Below are 18,575 nucleotides of genomic sequence, written 5' to 3'. Positions count from 1 at the left end.
GAGTGTGTTTACCAGCCCGACAACTTCAACCCCGGGCGCAGCGCCAGCCGCCTCGCCTGGCCGGCGGCCAGTTCGAGCACGCTGGCCGCGCCCAGGCACATGGCCATGCGCATCGGGCGCAGGCTCTCGACCACGCGCGCAATGCCGCCGTGCCGGTCCAGAAAGACGACGTCGATGGGGTAGCGCATGCCCAAGGTGTGCACCGAGCGGCAGCGCATGATGAGCAGGCCTTCGCAGGCGGCCAGGCGCGGGCGCCCGAGCAGCCCGCGCGTGCGGTCCCAGCCGCGCTCGGCCACGCGCACGGGACCGAAGGGCTGGGCCTGGGGGGATCGGAGGGAGACGATGCGCATGGAACGGAGGTCCAGGGGTTCAGGGCTTCAGAGTTTCTGGGTTTCGAGGAACTGCATCACCAGCGGGAAGAAGATGATGATGAAGGTCACCGGGAAGATGAAGATCACCAGCGGCCCGATCATCTTCACGGGCGCTTCCATGGCGAGCTTCTCGGCCATCTGGAAGCGCTCGGTGCGGCGCTGGTCCGAAATGGCGGACAGCGTGTCGGCCAGGCTCGCACCCAGCGACTCGGCCTGCGTGAGGTTGGACACCAGGCTCTTGATGTGCTTGTTGTCCAGCCGGTCGGCCAGCGCGTTGAGCGCGTCCATGCGGCTCGCGCCGGTGCGCATCTCGCGCATCATGCGGTCGAACTCCTGGCCCAGCGCGCCGCCCGGGCCCTTCTGCACCGCCTGCGCAATGGCGCCGGTGAGGCTCAGGCCGGCCTGGCAGCACAGCGTGATCATGTCCAGGTAGCCCGGCAGCGTGCGCAGAATGTCCTTCTCGCGCCGCTTGCGGCGGTCGCGCATCCACATCACCGGGTAGTACCAGCCCACCACGCACGACGCGAGCGTGACCCACACCTTGGTGCCCGCCATCGCGTCGAGCAAGCCCGCGGTCCACAGGCCGAGCGCGGCCACCACCAGCATCGAGACGCACTGCACCGCGATGAACTCCTCGGCCCGGAGCACGAACTCCAGGCCCGCGAGCTGCAGCTGGCGCTTGCGCTTGACCAGCATCGAGGTGGGCGCGATCTCCGACACGTGGAACTGCAGGATGTTCACCACCGGCCACACCAGGCGCAGCATGCGCGGCAGCGGGTCCATGTGCGTGCGCTCCGAAGGCCTGGCCTTGCGGATCAGCGAGATCATGTACAGCAGCAGGATCACGCCCGTGGTCGCGCACAGGAAGATGATGGCAAGGAGGATGAGCGAACGCATGGCGGTTCCGGATCGTCAGATGTCGATCGCCACGATCTTGCGGATCATCGCGTAGCCCAGCAGCAGCATCGCGGCGATCACCGTCAGCACGATCCAGCCGATGGTCGTGGAGAACATCAGGCCCATGGTGGGCTGCATCAGGTAGAGCACGCCCATCAGCAGCAGCGGAAAGAGCGTCATCACCAGGCCCTGGATGCGCCCCTGCGCCGTGAGCGCCTGGATGCGGCCTTCCAGGATGGCCTTGCGCCGCAGCGTCTCGGCCAGCACCTGCAGCGGCTCCGACAGGTTGCCGCCCACTTCCTTGGACACGCGCAGCGCCACCACCACCAGCACGAAGTCCGGAATGCCCAGGCGCTGCGACATCTTCTGGATGGCGTCGTCGAAGCTCACGCCCAGGCGCTGCTCCTTGAGCACCAGGCCGAACTCCTGCCCCAGCGGCCCCACCTGGTCGCGCACCAGCACCTGGATGGCCACCGACAGCGCGCTGCCGGCGCGCAAGGCGCTGGCAATGAAGAGCAGCGCATCGGGCAGCTCCGACTCGATCTGCTGCCTGCGCTTCTTGCGCTGCCAGGCGAACCAGCGCGCGGGCAGCAGGTAGAGCACCAGCGCCGCCACCACGCCGCCGATGAGGTTGCCCGACACGAGCCAGCCGACGGCGCCGCACAGCGCCACGAGGAAGGCATGGCCCGATGCGAAGGCCACCGCGTGCTGCGCCTGGAACTCCGACAGGTTCAGCGTGCGGCGCCCGCTGGCCTGCAGCTTGCTCATCATCTTGCCGACCAGCTCGGGCGAGCGCTGCAGCAGCAGGTAGCCGCACAGCGTGATGAAGCCCATGCCGCACAGCACCGAGGCCAGCAGGATCATTCCCTTCATGGCACGGTCTCCCCGAAGAGGTATTCCAGGTCGAGCTTCAGGCCGTGCTCCTGCAGGCGCGTGAAGAACTCGGGCACGGTGCCGGCGGCGGTGAAGTGGCCCACGGTCTTGAACGACTCGTCCACACCGGTCTTGCGAAAGAGATACACGTCCTGCATCTGGATCATGCCGTCGGCGAAGCCGGTGATCTCGGTGATCTGCGTGACCTTGCGGCTGCCGCACGGAAAGCGGGTGAGCTGCACGATCAGGTCGACCGCCGAGGCGATCTGCTCACGGATCGCCGACACCGGGATGTTCATGCCCGCCATGGTCACCAGCACTTCGAGCCGCGACATGGCGTCGCGCGGCGAGTTGCTGTGCAGCGTGGTGAGCGAGCCGTCGTGGCCGGTGTTCATGGCCTGCAGCATGTCCAGCGCCTCGCCACCGCGGCACTCGCCCACCACGATGCGGTCGGGCCGCATGCGCAGCGAGTTGCGCACCAAGTCGCGAATGGCGATGGCGCCCTTGCCTTCGATGTTGGCCGGGCGCGACTCCAGCGACACCAGGTTGGGCTGGCCCAGCGAGAGCTCGGCCGCGTCCTCGATGGTCACGATGCGCTCGTTGGGTGGAATGAAGTTCGACACCATGTTCAAGAGCGTCGTCTTGCCGGTACCGGTGCCGCCCGAGACGATGATATTGAGCTTTTCTTCCACCGCGATGCGCATGAACTCCACCATCTGCGGCGTGATGGAGCCGGTGCGGATCATGCCCTCGTGGCCCATGCGGTTCTTCGGAAACTTCCGGATCGTCATGCTGGGCCCGCGCAGCGCCAGCGGCGGAATGATGGCGTTCACGCGCGAGCCGTCCTTCAGGCGCGCGTCCACCATCGGCGAGCTCTCGTCGATGCGCCGTCCCAGCGGCGTCACGATGCGCTCGATGGCGCCCAGCACCGCGATGTTGCTGGTGAAGGCGACGTTGGTGCGCTCCAGCCGCCCGGCGCGCTCGATCCAGATCTCGTCGAAGCGGTTGACCATCACCTCGGTCACGCTCTCGTCCTTCAGCAGCACCTCGAGCGGGCCCAGGCCGATGGCTTCGTCGAGCAGTTGCTGGCTCAGCAAGGCGCGGTCGAGCTCGGGCGGCAGCTCGCGCGTGTCGCGAATGATCTCGGCAATGAGCGCGCGGATGTTGGAGCGCAGCTCCTCGTCCTTCATCTGCGCGGTGTCGATGCGGCGGTTGTCCAGCTGCTGCAGCAGCGTGCGGTGCAGCGTGCGGCGCCATTGCAGCAGCGGGTCTTCGATGGCCAGCGAGGTTTCGGCCATCTGCGCGGCATCGGCCGCGTCCTGCGGGTCCTCGCCCGCCGGCCTGAGCGCGACGTCGAGCGACACCACCAGCGTGTGGCCGCCGATGATGATTTCCTCGCCGCCCTTCATCGGCCCGAAGCGCGTGACGCGGTTGCCGTCGACCCAGGTGCCGAAGAGGCTCCCCAGGTCCTGCACGAACACCTCCTCGTCGTGCAGCACGAACTGGGCATGCAGCTTGGCGACGTTCCAGCCCGACAGCACGATGTGGCTGGTGCTGTCCTTGCCGACCTGGAGTTCCGCGACGTCGATGGCGACCTCGCGCACGCCCTGCTGCGGGGAATTGACGAAGACCTTGTGCATGGTGAGTGGGTCTCAAGGCGCCAGGGGCTGGCCGGGCGCGCCGGGGGGGATGCCGCCGATGTCGGCGGCAGCGGGCGGCGGGCGCGTGCCGCGCGGGTCCGACTTGTCTTCGGTCAGCGTGCCGAAGTTGCTGCCCACGTCCTGCTCCAGCTGGCGCGAGCGCTCGATGCGCGCGCGGCTGTCCGCCGGGCCGACCACGCGCGGCGTGATGAACACCACCACCTCCTGCTCCTTGTCGGTGTCGTTGTCGGCACGGAAGGCGCGCCCGATGATCGGCGCCTTGCGCAGGCCCGGCACGCCGTCGCTGGAGCGTGTCGATTCGCGGCTCAGCAGCCCCGACAGCACGATGGTCTCGCCGGCCTTCACGTTGAACTCGGTGTCGGTGCGCCGGATCAAGAGGCCCGGAATGCCCTGCACCGCCACGCTGCGGTCGATGCTGCTCACCTCGGTGAGGATGCTGCCCGACACATTGCCCTCGCCGTCGGCAATGGGCTTGATGTTCAGGCGCACGCCGTAGGGCTTGAACTCCACCGAGCCGGCGCCCTGCGTGCTGAGCGCAGGCAGCGGGATTTCGCCGCCGGCCAAAAACTTGGCTTCGCCGCCGCTGCGCGTGGAGAGGTTGGGCGACGCCAGCAGAAAGGCGTTGCCGCGCTGCACCAGCAGGTTGATGCGCGAGGTCAGGCTCAGGCCGATGCCGAAGTAGGCCTCGGGCGTGCGGCGGTTCTGGCTCAGCAGGTTCGCGGTGTTGGAGCCGTTGAACGCCGAGCCGTCGGGCAGGATGCGGTAGCTGCCGCTGGAGGCGATGTCCGAGAACAGGCCGAAGTTGAAGCCGTCGCCGCCGGTCTGCCAGCGCACGCCCAGGTCGTCCAGCGCGGTCTTGCTGAACTCCACGATGCGCACCTGGATGTCGACCATGCGGTCCACGCGGATGCGCTCGGCCGTGGCCAGCGACACCACGGCGGGCGCATAGAGCTGGGCCACCGTGTTCAGGCGCTCCACAGCGGCGGGGTCCAGGCTGTTGCCGTCCATGATGATGCGTTCGCCGATGCGCCGGATGTTGACGCCCGAGATGCCGTGCGTGATCTCGCGCAGCTCGTCGGCGATGCGGTCCAGGTCGATCACGTTGACGCGCACCTTGAGCTTGCGCACGGTGCCGTTCTTGTCCCAGACATGCAGCGTGCTGTCGCCCGCGTCCTGCGCGGTGATGAGCATGTTGGCGCCGTCGAGCACGCGGGCCTCGATGATCTTGCCGCTGCCGATGGCCACGCGGGCCACGCCCGGCATCTTGACCAGCACCATCTGCCCGACATAGAGCGTGAGCGTGTCGGGCAGCCGCTGCATCACCGTGGCGCGCGCGGCGATGCGCGCCAGCTCGCCCTCGGTGATGGAGGCCGGCGGCGGCGGCGCGGCCGCACGGATGCCGGGCGAGCGTTCGCCGCCGCCGGAGGCCGAGGCGCCCGCTGCGCCTGTTGCACCCGTTGCGCCCGAGGGCTGCGCCGACGGCGCGGGCGCCACCGTGCCCAGGGGCAACGAGGGTGCCGCAGGCATGCCGGGGTACGGGCCCTGCGCATGCGCAGGGGCCTGGAAAACAAGACACAGCGCCGTCGCTGCCAGGGAGCATCGCTTGAGATTCATCGAACTTTTCTGGACATCAATAAAACGGGCACGTCCTGCGGGGCGACGTGAGGGCAAGGGAGCACGGGAGCAAGAGAGCGAAGGGGGCGGTGTTCGGGGCGATGGGGCCTCAGCGCGGCAAGGCGTCGCCCGTCGGCAGCATGGCGCCCAGGCCAGGCGCACCGGGCGCGCCCCGGTTGCCGGAGCCGCCCACGATGTATTCGACGCCGGCGCTCATGGGCCGCGCGGGTCCGCTGGCCACCGCCATCGGCCGCGCACGCTGCGGCCGGAAGCCGGCCACGATGGCGTCGAGGTCGACCGCGTCGACGCCGCTGGTCATGGTGGCGCGGTCGTCGGGGTTGCGCAGCGTGGCGATGATCTTGCCCAGCCGCTGGGCCAGGATGAGCTTTTGCGCGTCCTGCGGCTGGATGGCGACGGTGACGGTGGAGTAGCGCTGCTGCGCGTAGGGGTCGGTGTCGGCCGACACGTCGGCGCGCTTCCTCATCGAGGCGAACTGCTCCGAGGTGATCTGGCCGGTGGCGCGCACCTCCACGTCCTGCAGCAGCGGAACGACCACCGAGGGATCGTTGGCGGCGGACTTCTCGACCACGTACATGAAGTCGATGCGGTCGCCGGCGCGCAGCATGCCCGAGATGGAGCTGATCTCGTCCACCGGAATGGTGATGGCGCGCACGCCCTGCTCGATCTCCTGCGCGAAGACCTTGCGCGGCGTGGAGAAGAACGAGGCCAGCAGCGGCTTGCCGGCGGCCACCGGCACGCTGAGCTGGCGGCCCGCGAACTGCGCGAAGGTCTCGGGCGTGAGCGCGTCGTTGTGCACGTACTCGTTGGGCACCGAGCGCTTGGCCACCATGCCGGGCAGCACGGTGGTGCCGTCGGGCAGCGCCTGGCGCGCCACCACCACGTCGCGGCGCTGGCTGTCGGCGTCCTTCTCCAGGCTGGCGGCGATTTCGCGCTCGCTGGCCCGCAGGTAGTACCAGCCCAGCCCCGCGGCCAGCAGGCCGAGCATCAGGGCACCGATGAGGGGGGACAGCCGTTTGACGCTTTGCTTGAACTTGAGAAGTCCCGGAGATGATTTCATGCCTGGCTACAAAGGATAGGAAAGGGTGTACGAATAGGTCGCCCAGGCATCGCGGAAGGCCTTGATGAGCAGCGCGATCACCGAGCGGTCGGAGCCGGGAAAGGTGGCGAACAGCATCACCGCCAGGATGCCCGCGACGATCACGTATTCGGCGATGACCTGGCCGCGCTGGGCGTGGCGGGAAGAAGAAAGGCGGTGGGGGGGTCGCATGGGGAAGGCGCCGCTATTCGGGGGTGGTCTGGCTGGCGACGATGAAATAGGCGCCGTCGTTCCTGGAGATGGTCACGACCATCTCTTCGTTGTTGCGGCGGAACACCAGTGCCGAGCGCGTGCCGCCTTCGATGGTGCGGTCCTGCAGCAGCGACCAGCCCAGGCGGATCATCTGTTCGCGCAGGTACAGGGCATTGGTCTCCACGCTCACGTTGTTGGTGACGACGATGGTGCGGTTGCGCTGGCCCTCGTCGAAGGAGAGCGTGTCCGACACCACCTGCGAGCCGGTCGGGCGCGGAAAGCCCTTGCCGATGCGCTCGGCGCGCTCTCGCAGGCTCTGCTCGCTTTGTTCCTGCTCGTAGAGCACCGCCGCCACCAGCCGGCCCACCGTGCCCTCGGGCCGCGCGCGCAGTTGCACCGTCACCTGGTAGATGCCCAGCCGTGCGCCGAGAACGCGCGAAGCGCCGACCTTGCTCACGCCGTAGCCCACCTTGTCGGCCAACCACTTTTCGTAGAAACGCGACACGGCCTCCATCGACTCCGCGGACTCGATACCGCGGATCTGCATGGGAACGGTGTTCTGCTCGACGTACTCGGCGATCCAGAAGGTCTTGGCGCCCGAGGGAGAAGGAATGGCGGGCCAGTCGCGCTGCGGCGGCGCCGCTGCAGCCGCGCCGCAAAGGCAGAGCCATGCGGCGGCGAACAGCCATTGAATGAACGGCGCGCGCAAACTCATCAGGGCAGCACGTTGACCACGGGCGTCGGTGGGAAGGCGCGGTAGTAGCGGAACCTGTCTTTCGGGTTGCCGCCCACGGCGTCGCCGCCGCTGGCAGGCTCGCCGCTCGCGGCCGCACCGGGCGGCACGCGCTCGAAGCGGTCCAGCGGCGACTTCTCGGCGGCGTCGCCCGGCGTGAGGCCGAAGGTGAGGTTGGCGTTGGTGAAGCTCGGGAAGACCTGGCTGATCGCGTAGGCCGCCTGGTGAAAGCCGCCTCGCATCTGCTGGTAGAAGACCGGGTCGGCAAGCTTGAGCAGCACAAGGCCCTGGATCTTGGTTTCCTCCCGGTTCGTGCCGCCGGCGTTCCAGGCCTCGGTGAGCATGGTGACCTGTTCGCTCATGTCCAGCGCCGGCACCATCGCGAACCTGGTGTTGGTCTGGCTCACCTTCACCTCGTGGCGCAGGTAGCCGCTGCTGACGAACTGGAATTTGCTCAACGACCCCGTGACCACGTTGGACCCCAGGGCGGCCTGCGCCACGCGGATGCCGTCGAACGCCTTGTCGCTGGCGCTGAGTATCGAGGGCATGGGCGCAGCCGTGCTGGATGCGGTGACGGCCGTGGTGCGCGGATCGATGGCCGGCATCATCGGCTCGAACTCGGCGATGTCGGCGGCGTGGATGGAAATGCCGGGCGCCGTGCGGTCGCGAAAGATGTGACGCCGCAGGTCGCGCGTGACCTCCGCATCGGTCTTCTTGATGGCGCCCGACGCGCCCTTGGCTTCCTCGGCGCTGATGGCCGTCGGCTCGGGCATCCACACCGTGCGCTGCCAGGCAACAAGCTTGGCGGCGGCCACGGTCTGCATGCGCTTGGTGCCGTACTCGGCAATGGCCGGGATCGCGGCCAGCGTGACGGCGGCGAAGCTGACCATGAGCAGGGTCTCGACCATCGCATGACCCCGGGGCGCGCCGGCGCGGGACGGGCGTGCGAAGAGGCGTCGGTGCGAAGGTGTCATGCGCGGTCTTGCCTGTCAGTTGCCGTTGTCTTCGTCGGCCGAGCCGCCCACGGCCGCGCCGCCCATGGCGATGGCACGCGCCCACAGCGAGGGCTCGATGTTGTGCACGTGCCAGTAAGGGCTGAACAGGCTGCGGTGCTCGATGTAGCCGCCGGCAAAGCCGACGTTGTACTTGCCGATCTGCGGCGGGTCGTCGGCCGAGAAGTCGCGCCGCGCCCAGCGGTCTTGCGGCCGGCGAAAGTAGATCTGCGAGGTGGACACGGCCTTGATCTCGCGGCCCTGGAAGTTGTCGCGCAGCCCCGCCTTGCCGTCGGCCGCGGAGTTGCCGAAGCCGGCGACTTCGCCCGTGCGCACCTTGTCGCCGCCCTTTTGGACCACGAGCGTGAACGCCGGGCCCTTGTCGGTGTTCTTGCCCCACTTGAGGGGGTTGCCGCCCTTGAAGCCGTTTTCCGCGAGCCAGTTGTCGGACTCGTTGGCCCGCATGGGCGGGTGTTCCTTGATGTCGATGAACCGGGGCATGACCCAGTTCTTCGTGAGACCGGTGCCGATGTCCGTGCGCGGGCCGTAATGCAGCTTGGCACCGAACTGAAACACCGGCAGGGCGCCCGGCAGGATGCCCAGCGGTCCCCAGTTGGTGTTGTTGGCGGCCGCCCTGAACGAGCCGCGCACCATGATGCCGTTGTTGTTGACGTCGTCGTTCAGGCCGCCGTACGTGCGGGCCTCGCGCGAATAGCTTTCCAGCGCCAGGCGTTGGCCGCGCCAGCTGCCGCGGCGGTTGGGTCCGCCCGCGGCGGCCGCAGCGGCGCCCAGGCCGAAGCGGGCGTGCGCGGTGTCCTCGGCACTGGCAACGAAGGCTGTGAACAGCGGCCCGATCGGCAGATTGATATCGATGACATCGGCAGACTGCCAGCGGATGCGCCCGGTCTCGTCGCCGGTTTCGCTCGCGACGAGTTCGGTGCCGCCCTTCCAGTCGACCAGCCCGCCGAGAACGTCGCCGGCGATTTCAGACAGTCCCGGCGGCGAAACAGGCGCTTCGGTGGCAAGGCCCTTGACCATGCCGGACAGGCCCGAGGCAATCATGGTGGCCCAATCGGGCAGAAAGCGGCGCTTCTTGGTCCAGTCGTCGCGCATGGCCTGCGCGGAGTGGGCAAAGCGCAGCACCTCGTTGAATTCTTCGTCGTCGAACGAGATGCTGCCCGACTGGTGGTAGCTCTTGAGGTAGAGCCCGAGATCGGCCACGAACTTGGTCGCGAAGATCGCGGTTTCGCCGGGCGGCACGGACACGTCGGGGTCGTTCGAATTGAGCACGTCCTTGATGACCTGCGGAAGCTGCGCCACGGTGCCCGCGAGCATCACGACCTGGCTGGCCGAGATGCCCTGGTTGAGCACGCGCAGCATGTCCACACCCACCTGCAGCGGCTTGGCGACCGTGTCGACCAGGCCGGCAAGGGTCTCCGCGCTGTCGTGCGCCTTGCGGGCGTCGTCGATGTTCTTGAGATACATGGGCCCGTAGACGAGCAGGCCCACCACCGGGATGCGCATGTTCCTGAGGTTGCGCACGGCCTTGAAGCCCTCGACGATGACCTGGCCTTCCCGGATGTTGGCTGCGCTGGTGAGGACGGCGCCCATCGTGGTCTGCGCGCTGGCCAGCGTCGCGATGCCCGACTCGTTGGCGGCCATCGCGCGGTTGGTGTAGGCCAGGTAGTTCAGGCTGCGTGCCGTGAGCACGCTGGCGCTGTAGGTGGTGGCGTCGGCCGTGTTCTGCAGCTTCATCTTCTCGCGCGTGGCGGTGGCGGTGTTGTAGACCACCAGCACGCTCAGAAAGAGGATCGGCAGCATCGCCACCAGGTACACGATCGCCTGGCCCGACTGGCGCCGGCGCGTGGGCGCCTCGGTGGCTGCCAGGGGAAGCGAAGCGGCAACTGGAGGCATCGGGCGATGTCGGTCAGGCCGTGGTGCAAGCGGCTGGGCTTACTTCGCGCCGTCCGCCCCGCCCTTGGTGTAGGTGCTCATGTTCATGTTGACCTGGGCGTTGGTGGAAGCCTTGCCGGCGGCGGTCTGCGCGTTGGTGACTTCGGCGGTGCCGGTCTTGCCGCCCACTTCCTGCGCCATGCCGGCCACCTGGTTGCGCATGGTCTGGCCGAAGAAGCTGAACACGGCGATCGCGGCAATGGCGATCAGGCCGAGGATCACGAGGTACTCGGTCATGCCCTGGCCGCGGATCTTGATGTGCGAGGCGATACGGCGGCTCAGCGGGGTCGAACGAAGTGTTTGCATGAGAGGGTTTCCTGAAAGGTGGCTGAAAGGACAGCCGGATCGTAGGGACGCTCTTGCACTGCGTTCGATACACTTTTTGCGATTGCCGATACGAAATAACTTTCAGGAAACAGTTTGCAACTGGGTGTAAACAATTCGCAGTCTTTAGTTCGCTGAACTCGTCGCGCCCTCCAGACGCAGCTGGCTCTGCCTGCGAAATTCCGTAGGCGTGAGGCCCTTGATTTCAAGAAACTGCCGGTTGAAATTCGACACGTTGTTGAAGCCCACGTCGTAGCAGATCGAGGTGACGTAGCGGTCGCTGTGCATCAGCAGCAGGCACGCCTTGTTCACGCGCACCTGGTTCACGTAGCTCAGGAAGCTGTGGCCCGTGGCACGCCGAAACAGCCTGCCGAAGCGCCCCGCGTTCATGCCGAGCTCCGCGGCGATGTCGGCCGCGCTCACGTCCTTGGCGGGTTCGCTGGCAATGCGCGTCACGATGTCGTTGATGGCCTCCAGCGGGTTTTCGCCGTCGGTCTGCATGCCCGACAGCAGGCGGTAGTCGGTGCATTGCGCCATGTCGGCCAGGAAGTCGCAGAACAGGCTGAAGCGCTTCAGGCCGCGCGCGTCCTTCACACGGTGCCAGTGCCGTTCGGCGCACGCGGCCATGCCGAAGAACTCGATGCCGTAGCGCGCGCGCTCGAGCATGCGCACCGCTTCGAGCAGCTCGGGAATGCGCTCTGCGGCCTCGAAGATCGGGTCGTGCAAAAACTGGATGACCAGGTCGCGCTGCGCCACGCCCTCGGGCGGCGCGTCCAGCGAGATCCAGTTGTGCGGCAGCTTGGGGCCACACAGCACCAGGTGCCCGGGCTCGAAGGCGCCGATCCAGTCGCCCACGAACGCCTGGCCCGAGGTGGCCACGATCAGGTGCAGTTCGTACTCTTCGTGGCAATGCCAGCGCGCCAGCGGCGTGGGAAACCCGTGCTCCAGGCAGCGCACCAGCCCCACCTCTTCCGAGGGTTCGTAGCCCAGTTCGGTGGAACGGGCGAGCTCGACTTCGAGTTCGGGCAACAGTTGGCGCGGCGATCGCTGGTGTGGACTCTGCATGACTTTTCTTGAAGGACAGGAGGCGTTTGCAGCGCACGGATGCTCGGCGCGAAAGCGCTGCAAACGGTCGCGGTCTTCGAAGTCGGCATGGCCCGCATCACACGGGCCCGCAAGAGGTGTGCGTCAACCACTTCGGCGCGGCGGACGATAGTGGGGGGGCCATGCAATTGCCAGACCCTATGCGGGTGGCGGCAGAAGATATGCGCGCATGGCAGGCGCGTGCGACAGGTGCCTTGCACACCTGCCGGCGTTGTCTAGACAGCTCGGGCAACGGCGACTCCCTCTGTGATTTGCCGCCCAGTAGATGCGCGGGCGGTGCTTGTCTAGAAGCCGTTGCGAGGCCGTCGCAACGTCAGTTTTTTTCGCTCGTCCACGAAGGTTCAGGTCGTCGCCAGCACCGCCTGCACCGTCACGCCGTGCGCGGCCAAGCGTTTGCGCAGGTCGAGCACCGCCTGGTCCTTGCTGATGAGCTGCGCGCGCTGCGCGACCGCGAGATCGATGAACACCTGGTCGTCGGGGTCCTTGCACACGCAGGGTGCGCGCGGCGGCGTGTCGGCCAGCAGGTGCGCCTGTGCATCGAAGGCTTCGAGCACGCTGGCCGCGGCCATCTGCCGCTGCGCGAGCCGCTTCACGATGAGCGGATAGCCCAGCACGCGCGCGAGCTCGACGCGCATCGGCGCGGTGGCGAGCCAGCGCAGCGCGCCGGCCGCCAGCGCGGCGCGCAGGGGCAGGCAGTCGGGGTTGTCGAACACCAGCAGGTCGAGCGCGATGTTGGTGTCGATGACGACGGGGGCGGTTTCTGTCAACGTCATGGAATGTGGGGGGAACAGGGCCGATGTTGCACCATGGGCTGTGTCAGGCTCGCGTCGGTTCGCTGCCGGACAATGCCGCGGGCACCCCTCTCGCCCCCTTGCTTCCTACTTCTTCCTTCATGAAACGACTTTCGCTGCTCTGCCTCGCCCTGCTTGCCTGTGCGGGTGCCCGGGCCGAGTGGCTGACCCTGGTGGGCTCGCCGGGCGACGCCGGCAACAGCTATGTGCAGGTCGATCCGACCAGCGTCGAAGTCGACGGCGCACACCGCATCGTGCGTTTGCGCCTGAGCCTGGCGCGCGAGCGCACCACGCGCGACGGCATCCTGTTCCGGTCGTTCGACGCCAGGGTCGACGTCGACTGCGCGGCGCGCAATGCGCGCTATGTGAGCGCTACCTACTTCGGGCAGCCGAACTTCGTGGGCGAGCCCATCGCGGTGCGGCACTTCGCCGACGACGACGTGCGCCCCATGACGCTGGACAACGCACCGCGCGACCTGGCGGGGCGCACCGTCAACGCGGCCTGCAGCGTGCGGCCCAGGGAACAGAAAGCGCCGTCCGCGGCCGAGGGCGAGCTACTTCCGCGCTGAGCCGGCCACCATGTCGAAGCGGAACAGCCGGCATTCGATGGGGCCGTTCCACATCGGCACGCGGCGCGACTCCTTCAGGCGCATCTGCCTGGGCAGCTTCAGGTCGGGCGTGAGCACCCAGGCGGTCCAGCCGGCGTAGTTCTTCTTCCAGTGGGTGGCGAGCTGCGGGAAGAATTCGCCGCCGTCGCCTGCTTCACCGCCCGCGCCTTCGGCGGTCTGCGCCGATTCGCGCGCACCGGAACGGCCCGGGCCGGCCACGCCGCCCACCTCGATGCGCTCGCCGTACGGCGGGTTGAGCATGATCGTGCCGGCCTCGACCGGCGGCATGCGCTGCAGCGCGTCGCCGCCGCGGAACTCGATGGCCTGCGCCACGCCGGCACGCTCGGCGTTGCGCTCGGCAAAGTCGACCATGCGGTGCGACACGTCGGAGCCGAAGATCGCCACGCCGCCCTCGCGCACCTGGGCTTGCGACTCCTGCTTGATGACCGCCCATACGTGCGGCTGGAACGGCAGCAGCTTCTCGAAGCCGAAGTGCCGCAGCGACCCCGCGGCGATGCCGCGCGCGATCTGCGCCGCCTCGATGGCGATGGTGCCGCTGCCGCAGCAGGGGTCGTACAGCGGCTGGTCGGACACGGCGCCGGTTTCGGGGTTCCACCAGCCGCTGGCGGCCAGCATGGCGGCGGCCAGGGTTTCCTTCAGCGGCGCGTCGCCCTTGTCCTGGCGCCAGCCGCGCTTGAACAGCGGCTCGCCCGAGGTGTCGATGTAGAGCGTGCAGGTCTCGGTGGTCAGGTGCGCGAACACGCGGCAGTCGGGCCACTGCGTCTCGATGCTGGGGCGCACGCCGTTGGCCTTGGCGCGAAAGCGGTCGGCAATGGCGTCCTTGATGCGCAGGGTGGCGAAGTTCAGGCTCTGCAGCGGGCTGTGCTGCGCGGTGGTCTCGATCTTGAAGGTCTGCTTGGGCGTGAACCAGATCTCCCAGGCCACGCCGTTGGCGATGGCGTACAGGTCGTTCTCGTTGCGGTAGGGCGCGTGGCCCAGCTCGACCAGCACGCGCTGCGAGAGCCGGCTGTGCAGGTTGAGCTTGAGGGCGTCGCGCCAGTCGGCACGCACGCGCACGCCGCCGCGCAGCGTGAGCAGGTCTTGCCCGGAGCGGCCGGTCAGGGCATGCACCTCCTGGGCAAGGAATTCCTCGACGCCGGCGGCGCAAGGCAGGAATAGGGAGAGATCGTTCACGGGAATTTCGCTATCGGGAAGCCCGACTCGGGCCCTCCATTGTCGCCGCGTCACAGTCCTTCTCTATATAGTCAATTCGCCGATGACCCCCAACTCCACCCCCGCACCTTCGAGCGAACCCGCCGGCGGCAGTGATCGCTTCGAGATCCAGTGCGAGGTGCTGCGGCTGTCCATCCGCCCCATCGGGCCGGTGCTGCTGGTGCAATACCTGTTGAACTGCGGCGTGGCGGCGCTGTTCGCCTGGCAGTATTCGCTGCCGCGCGCGCTGGCCTGGATCGCGCTGATCACCGCCGTCACGGCCATGCGCGGCCTATTCCCGCAGCGCCTGCCGCAGCCCTTCACACCGCGCAGCCTGCGCGAGGCGCAGCGCACGCACACGCTGCGCACGGCCGTCTGGGAGCTGGCGCACGGGCTGGCCGGGCTGCTGCTGTTCAACCCCGAGCGCGCCGACCTGCAGCTGCTGCTGGGCCTGATCCTGATGGGCATGACGCTGTCTTCGGCCTTCTCGGTGTCGTTCTACACACCGGCCACCCAGCTGGCGATCACGCTGCTGCTGGCGCCGGTCATCGTCACCGGCCTCTGGCTGGGGGCGCCGGTGATGATGGCGGTGTCGGTCATCGGCTGCGGGCTGATCGCGATGATGTGGAAGCTGGTGGCCGAGCGCTCGCGCCAGCTCGAGGAAAACATCGGCCTGCGGCTCAACGAACGCACCTTGCGCGAACAGGCCCTGGCCGGCCTGCGCGCCTCCGAGCAGGCGCAGGCCGAGCGGCTGCGCTTCTTCTCGGCCGCCAACCACGACCTGCGCCAGCCGGTGATGGCCATCGGGCTGCAGGCCGAGGTGCTGCGCCAGCAACTGAACGGCGGCGCCGACATGCAGGCGGTGCAGCACACGGTGGGCTCGCTGGCGCGCGCGCAGCAGGCGCTCGAAGGGCTGACCAACCAGTTGCTGGAAATCGGCCGCATCGAGGCGGCGGTCGATCCGCTGCGCTTGGCGGCGGTGGCGCTGGCGCCGCTGCTGCAGGAACTGGCGCGCCAGGCCGGTGACGCCCGCGTGCGGGTGCGCTGCCCGGCCGACGCCGTGGCCTTCACCGACGCCGTGTCGCTGCGCCGCGTGCTGGCCAACCTGGCCGACAACGCCGTCAAGTTCACGCCGCGCGGGCGGGTGCTGCTGGCGGTGCGCGCGCGCCGGCGCGGACCCCACGCCCTGGACTGGCGCGTGGAAGTGCGCGACAGCGGCATCGGCATTGCAGCGGACGCGCAGGCGCGGGTGTTCAACGACTTCGAGCAGATCGGCAACGTGGAGCGCAACCTGCAGCGCGGCCACGGGCTCGGCCTGGCCATCGTGCGGCGGCTGGCGGCGCAGTTGGGCATCGAGGTGTCGCTGCGCTCGGCGCCGGGGCGGGGGTCGGTGTTCAGCTTCGAGCTGCCGGCTGCGTTGCCGGGCGCGGAGATGTCGAGCGCCTCGCCAAGCGCGGCAGTGCCCGCGCACGCCGCTTCCACGCCCCCTGCCGATGGCACCCGTGCCGTGAGCACGCTGCGCCCCGGACTGGCCGTGCTGGTGGTGGAAGACAACGCGGTGGTGGCCGACAGCCTGTGCGCGCTGCTGCGGCAATGGCAGGTGGAGCCGCGCGTGTATGCCAGCGCGGCCGAAGCGCTGGCGCTGGCCGACCTGCGCGCGCTCGACGCGGCGCTGTGCGACATCCGCCTGCCGGGGGCGCTCGACGGCATTGCGCTGGCGCAGGCGCTGCAGCAACAGAAGCCGTCGCTGGCCATCGCGCTGATTTCGGCGGACATCAACGAAGCCACGCAACGGCTCGCGGCCGAGCGCGGCTGGCATGCGCTGCGCAAGCCGGTGCAGCCCGGCGACCTGCACGGGGTGCTTCTGCAGGCGCAGCAGCACGGCATGCTGCTGCGGGCGCAGCAGCCGGGCTGAAGCCGCGCGGCCCGGCTGGCACGGGCCGTGCAGTGCAGCTGTCACCGCTTCCGATATATGCTCCGCGCACAGGCCGCCGGGCCTGCTTCCGATGTCCGCCGACACCTCCTCACTTTCCCTTGCCGCCGACGCCCGCCCCCTGCGCTACGACGGATTCGCGATCGCGCTGCACTGGCTGCTCGCGGCCCTGATCCTCGGCTCGCTCGGCGTGGGGCTCTACATGACGGGCCTGCCGTTTTCGCCGCTGCGCCTGAAGGTGTACAGCTGGCACAAGTGGGCGGGCCTCACCATCCTGGCGCTGTCGGCCCTGCGGCTGCTGTGGCGCATCGGGCACCGGCCGCCCGCGCTGCCGGCGGGCATGTCGCGCCTTCAACTGGCGAGCTACCGCGTGAGCCACACGCTGATGTACCTGTTGTTCTTCGCGGTGCCGCTCTCGGGCTGGGCCTACAGCTCGGCCATGGGCATGCCGGTGGCGTGGTTCGGCGTGCTGGCGCTGCCCGACTTCGTGCCGGTCGACCGGGTCTTCGCCGAGGCGGCGCTGCAGCCGCTGCACAAGTACAGCGCCTTCATGCTGGCGGGCGTCACGCTGCTGCACGTGGCGGCGGTGCTCAAGCACCACTGCATCGACCGCGACGGTCTCATGAAACGCATGTGGCCCGGGCCACGCAAGGAATCTGCTCGATGACGCGCCTTTTCTCCCGCCTGCTGCCTTGCGCCGCATTGGCTTTTGCCGCGGCCATGCCCGCGCTCGCAGTGGCCGAGCCCATGGCCACCAAGCTGGTGGCCGACAAGAGCCAGATCGTCTTCGTCACCAAGCAGATGGGCGTGCCGTTGGAAGGCACCTTCAAGAAGTTCGATGCCCAGGTGGCCTTCGACCCGAAGAAGCCCGAAGGCGGCACCGTGGCGCTGCAGATCGACACGGCCAGCGCCGGCTTCGGCATTCCCATGAGCGACGCCGAGCTGCCCAAGGCGCCCTGGTTCGACGCCGCGCACTTCCCGCAGGCGAGCTTCCAGTCGGGCGCCATCAAGGCGCTGGGCGACGGCAGGTTCGAGATGGCGGGCAAGCTCACCCTCAAGGGCACGGCCAGGGCCGTGACGGTGCCCGTCAGCATCGCCGCAGCCGGCAGCTACGCGGTGGCCACCGGAAGCTTTACGATCCAGCGGCTCGACTTCAAGGTGGGCGACGGCGAATGGACCGACACCTCGATGGTCGGCAACGAAGTGCAGGTGCGCTTCAAGTTCACGCTCGCGGGCTTCGGGCCGCTTTGACCCCCCGAAACCGCCGCACCGCCCACCCCATCACCCGCCCATGCCTCACACACCCCACGCCATGAAGAAGCTCCTCCTCGCCACGGCGCTCTCGGCCTGCGCCCTCGCCGGCACCCCCGCCAGGGCCCAGGACTACACGGCGCTGCCCGTGGCCGCCAAGCCCGCGGGCGGACCGGTGAAAAACGCCAGCTACGTGGTCGACCCGACCCACACCTTCGTGATGTACGAGATGGGCCACTACGGCACCACCACCAACCGGGGCCGCTTCAGCACCAAGGACGGCACGGTGAAGATCGACGGCACCGGCACCAGCGGCGCGGTCGACATCACGATGGACATCAGCTCCATCAACACGGGCGTCGACCTGCTCAACCGTCACGTGCAGAGCAAGGATTTCTTCAATGTGGCGGAGTTTCCGACCGCGCGCTTCGTGGCCGATCGCATCGACTTCAGCGGCGACAAGGTGGCCGACGTGCCCGGCACGCTCACCCTGATGGGCCAGACCCGGCCGGTGACGCTGAAGGCCGCGCGCTTCAACTGTTACCTGAGCCCGCTCATCAACCGCCAGGTCTGCGGCGGCGACTTCGAAACGACGGTGGAGCGCAGCGACTGGGGAATGACCTGGGGGCTGAACTTCGGCTTCGAGAACAAGGTGAAACTGCTGGTGCAGGTCGAAGCCGTCAACATCCAGCCCTAGACGCCGGACCCCATGCGCTTGCGCTCGCCGTCCTTGGGCACCGTCAACCACCTGCGGGAGGCGACGAAAGCGCGGGGGAGATTCAACAGCACGAGCATCCAGGCGCCGGTTGCGACCGTCATGAGCGCGCCGAACAACAGCTGCTCGGCCAGCGGGGCGTCGCTCCAGTAGAAGAAACTCAGCAAAAACGACAGCACCACTGCCCAGACGGCCAGAAGAATGAGGTTTTTCATTTTTTGCATCGCAGTAACT

The 18,575-nt window shown here is 68.3% G+C and carries 20 protein-coding genes; 5 read left to right on the top strand and 15 right to left on the bottom strand.

Annotated features, from left to right (window positions below; all coding sequences use genetic code 11):
* Positions 1-8: 8 nt before the first annotated feature.
* From ACSFA5_RS26200 to ACSFA5_RS26140, 13 genes are all read right to left on the bottom strand, one after another.
* A complete protein-coding gene (locus tag ACSFA5_RS26200; RefSeq protein ID WP_435446971.1) occupies positions 9-350 on the bottom strand; it encodes a DUF192 domain-containing protein in 342 nt (113 codons plus the stop codon).
* 27 nt (positions 351-377) lie between these two features.
* Positions 378-1,268 carry a type II secretion system F family protein gene (locus ACSFA5_RS26195; RefSeq protein ID WP_435446970.1) on the bottom strand — a complete coding sequence of 297 codons (891 nt, stop codon included), beginning with the start codon at positions 1,266-1,268 and terminating at the stop codon, positions 378-380.
* A gap of 15 nt (positions 1,269-1,283) precedes the next feature.
* Positions 1,284-2,141, bottom strand: a complete 858-nt coding sequence (locus tag ACSFA5_RS26190) for a type II secretion system F family protein (RefSeq protein WP_435446969.1) — start codon at positions 2,139-2,141, stop codon at positions 1,284-1,286.
* Complete coding sequence (locus ACSFA5_RS26185) at positions 2,138-3,781, bottom strand: TadA family conjugal transfer-associated ATPase (RefSeq protein WP_435446968.1); 1,644 nt, start codon at positions 3,779-3,781, stop codon at positions 2,138-2,140. The genes ACSFA5_RS26190 and ACSFA5_RS26185 overlap by 4 nt, the downstream gene beginning before the upstream one ends.
* Before the next feature lie 12 nt (positions 3,782-3,793).
* Positions 3,794-5,416, bottom strand: coding sequence for a type II and III secretion system protein family protein (locus ACSFA5_RS26180; protein ID WP_435446967.1), 1,623 nt, complete (start codon positions 5,414-5,416; stop codon positions 3,794-3,796).
* 109 nt (positions 5,417-5,525) lie between these two features.
* On the bottom strand, positions 5,526-6,494 hold the full coding sequence (gene cpaB, locus ACSFA5_RS26175; protein WP_435446966.1) for a Flp pilus assembly protein CpaB: 969 nt from the start codon (positions 6,492-6,494) through the stop codon (positions 5,526-5,528).
* Positions 6,495-6,500: 6 nt separating this feature from the next.
* The gene (locus ACSFA5_RS26170; RefSeq protein WP_435446965.1) at positions 6,501-6,704 is read right to left on the bottom strand and encodes a hypothetical protein; all 204 of its coding nucleotides are present in this window, start codon (positions 6,702-6,704) and stop codon (positions 6,501-6,503) included.
* Positions 6,705-6,717: 13 nt separating this feature from the next.
* Positions 6,718-7,440: a hypothetical protein gene (locus ACSFA5_RS26165; protein WP_435446964.1), complete on the bottom strand. Its 723-nt coding sequence runs from the start codon at positions 7,438-7,440 to the stop codon at positions 6,718-6,720.
* The gene (locus ACSFA5_RS26160) at positions 7,440-8,432 is read right to left on the bottom strand and encodes a hypothetical protein (RefSeq protein ID WP_435446963.1); all 993 of its coding nucleotides are present in this window, start codon (positions 8,430-8,432) and stop codon (positions 7,440-7,442) included. Before ACSFA5_RS26160 ends, ACSFA5_RS26165 begins: the two co-directional genes overlap by 1 nt.
* A 15-nt stretch (positions 8,433-8,447) precedes the next feature.
* Positions 8,448-10,364, bottom strand: coding sequence for a TadE/TadG family type IV pilus assembly protein (locus tag ACSFA5_RS26155; RefSeq protein ID WP_435446962.1), 1,917 nt, complete (start codon positions 10,362-10,364; stop codon positions 8,448-8,450).
* Between the two features lie 39 nt (positions 10,365-10,403).
* Positions 10,404-10,709 carry a Flp family type IVb pilin gene (locus ACSFA5_RS26150; RefSeq protein ID WP_435446961.1) on the bottom strand — a complete coding sequence of 102 codons (306 nt, stop codon included), beginning with the start codon at positions 10,707-10,709 and terminating at the stop codon, positions 10,404-10,406.
* A gap of 144 nt (positions 10,710-10,853) precedes the next feature.
* Complete coding sequence (locus tag ACSFA5_RS26145; protein WP_435446960.1) at positions 10,854-11,792, bottom strand: AraC family transcriptional regulator; 939 nt, start codon at positions 11,790-11,792, stop codon at positions 10,854-10,856.
* Between the two features lie 380 nt (positions 11,793-12,172).
* Positions 12,173-12,604, bottom strand: coding sequence for a putative toxin-antitoxin system toxin component, PIN family (locus tag ACSFA5_RS26140; protein ID WP_435446959.1), 432 nt, complete (start codon positions 12,602-12,604; stop codon positions 12,173-12,175).
* A gap of 119 nt (positions 12,605-12,723) precedes the next feature.
* Here ACSFA5_RS26140 and ACSFA5_RS26135 point away from each other — a divergent pair, with 119 nt between their 5' ends.
* Positions 12,724-13,191, top strand: coding sequence for a surface-adhesin E family protein (locus ACSFA5_RS26135; protein ID WP_435446958.1), 468 nt, complete (start codon positions 12,724-12,726; stop codon positions 13,189-13,191).
* Here ACSFA5_RS26135 and ACSFA5_RS26130 read toward each other — a convergent pair.
* Complete coding sequence (locus tag ACSFA5_RS26130) at positions 13,177-14,424, bottom strand: THUMP domain-containing class I SAM-dependent RNA methyltransferase (protein WP_435446957.1); 1,248 nt, start codon at positions 14,422-14,424, stop codon at positions 13,177-13,179. The genes ACSFA5_RS26135 and ACSFA5_RS26130 overlap by 15 nt on opposite strands.
* Before the next feature lie 82 nt (positions 14,425-14,506).
* Here ACSFA5_RS26130 and ACSFA5_RS26125 point away from each other — a divergent pair, with 82 nt between their 5' ends.
* From ACSFA5_RS26125 to ACSFA5_RS26110, 4 genes are all read left to right on the top strand, one after another.
* Positions 14,507-16,357, top strand: coding sequence for a sensor histidine kinase (locus tag ACSFA5_RS26125; protein WP_435446956.1), 1,851 nt, complete (start codon positions 14,507-14,509; stop codon positions 16,355-16,357).
* 91 nt (positions 16,358-16,448) lie between these two features.
* Positions 16,449-17,042 carry a cytochrome b gene (locus ACSFA5_RS26120; RefSeq protein WP_435446955.1) on the top strand — a complete coding sequence of 198 codons (594 nt, stop codon included), beginning with the start codon at positions 16,449-16,451 and terminating at the stop codon, positions 17,040-17,042.
* The gene (locus ACSFA5_RS26115; protein WP_435446954.1) at positions 17,039-17,626 is read left to right on the top strand and encodes a YceI family protein; all 588 of its coding nucleotides are present in this window, start codon (positions 17,039-17,041) and stop codon (positions 17,624-17,626) included. Before ACSFA5_RS26120 ends, ACSFA5_RS26115 begins: the two co-directional genes overlap by 4 nt.
* Before the next feature lie 61 nt (positions 17,627-17,687).
* Entirely contained in the window at positions 17,688-18,323 is a 636-nt protein-coding gene (locus tag ACSFA5_RS26110; RefSeq protein ID WP_435446953.1) for a YceI family protein, read from the top strand.
* On the opposite strand, the gene ACSFA5_RS26105 is transcribed toward ACSFA5_RS26110, so the two are convergent.
* Positions 18,320-18,556, bottom strand: a complete 237-nt coding sequence (locus tag ACSFA5_RS26105; RefSeq protein WP_435446952.1) for a hypothetical protein — start codon at positions 18,554-18,556, stop codon at positions 18,320-18,322. The two genes, ACSFA5_RS26110 and ACSFA5_RS26105, sit on opposite strands and share 4 nt — an antisense overlap.
* Positions 18,557-18,575: the final 19 nt, after the last annotated feature.

This window comes from Variovorax monticola (genome assembly GCF_051216855.1).
Lineage (GTDB): Bacteria > Pseudomonadota > Gammaproteobacteria > Burkholderiales > Burkholderiaceae_C > Variovorax.
The sequence above is the reverse complement of the archived record's forward strand: the minus strand, read 5'-3'. Positions and strand labels throughout refer to the sequence as shown.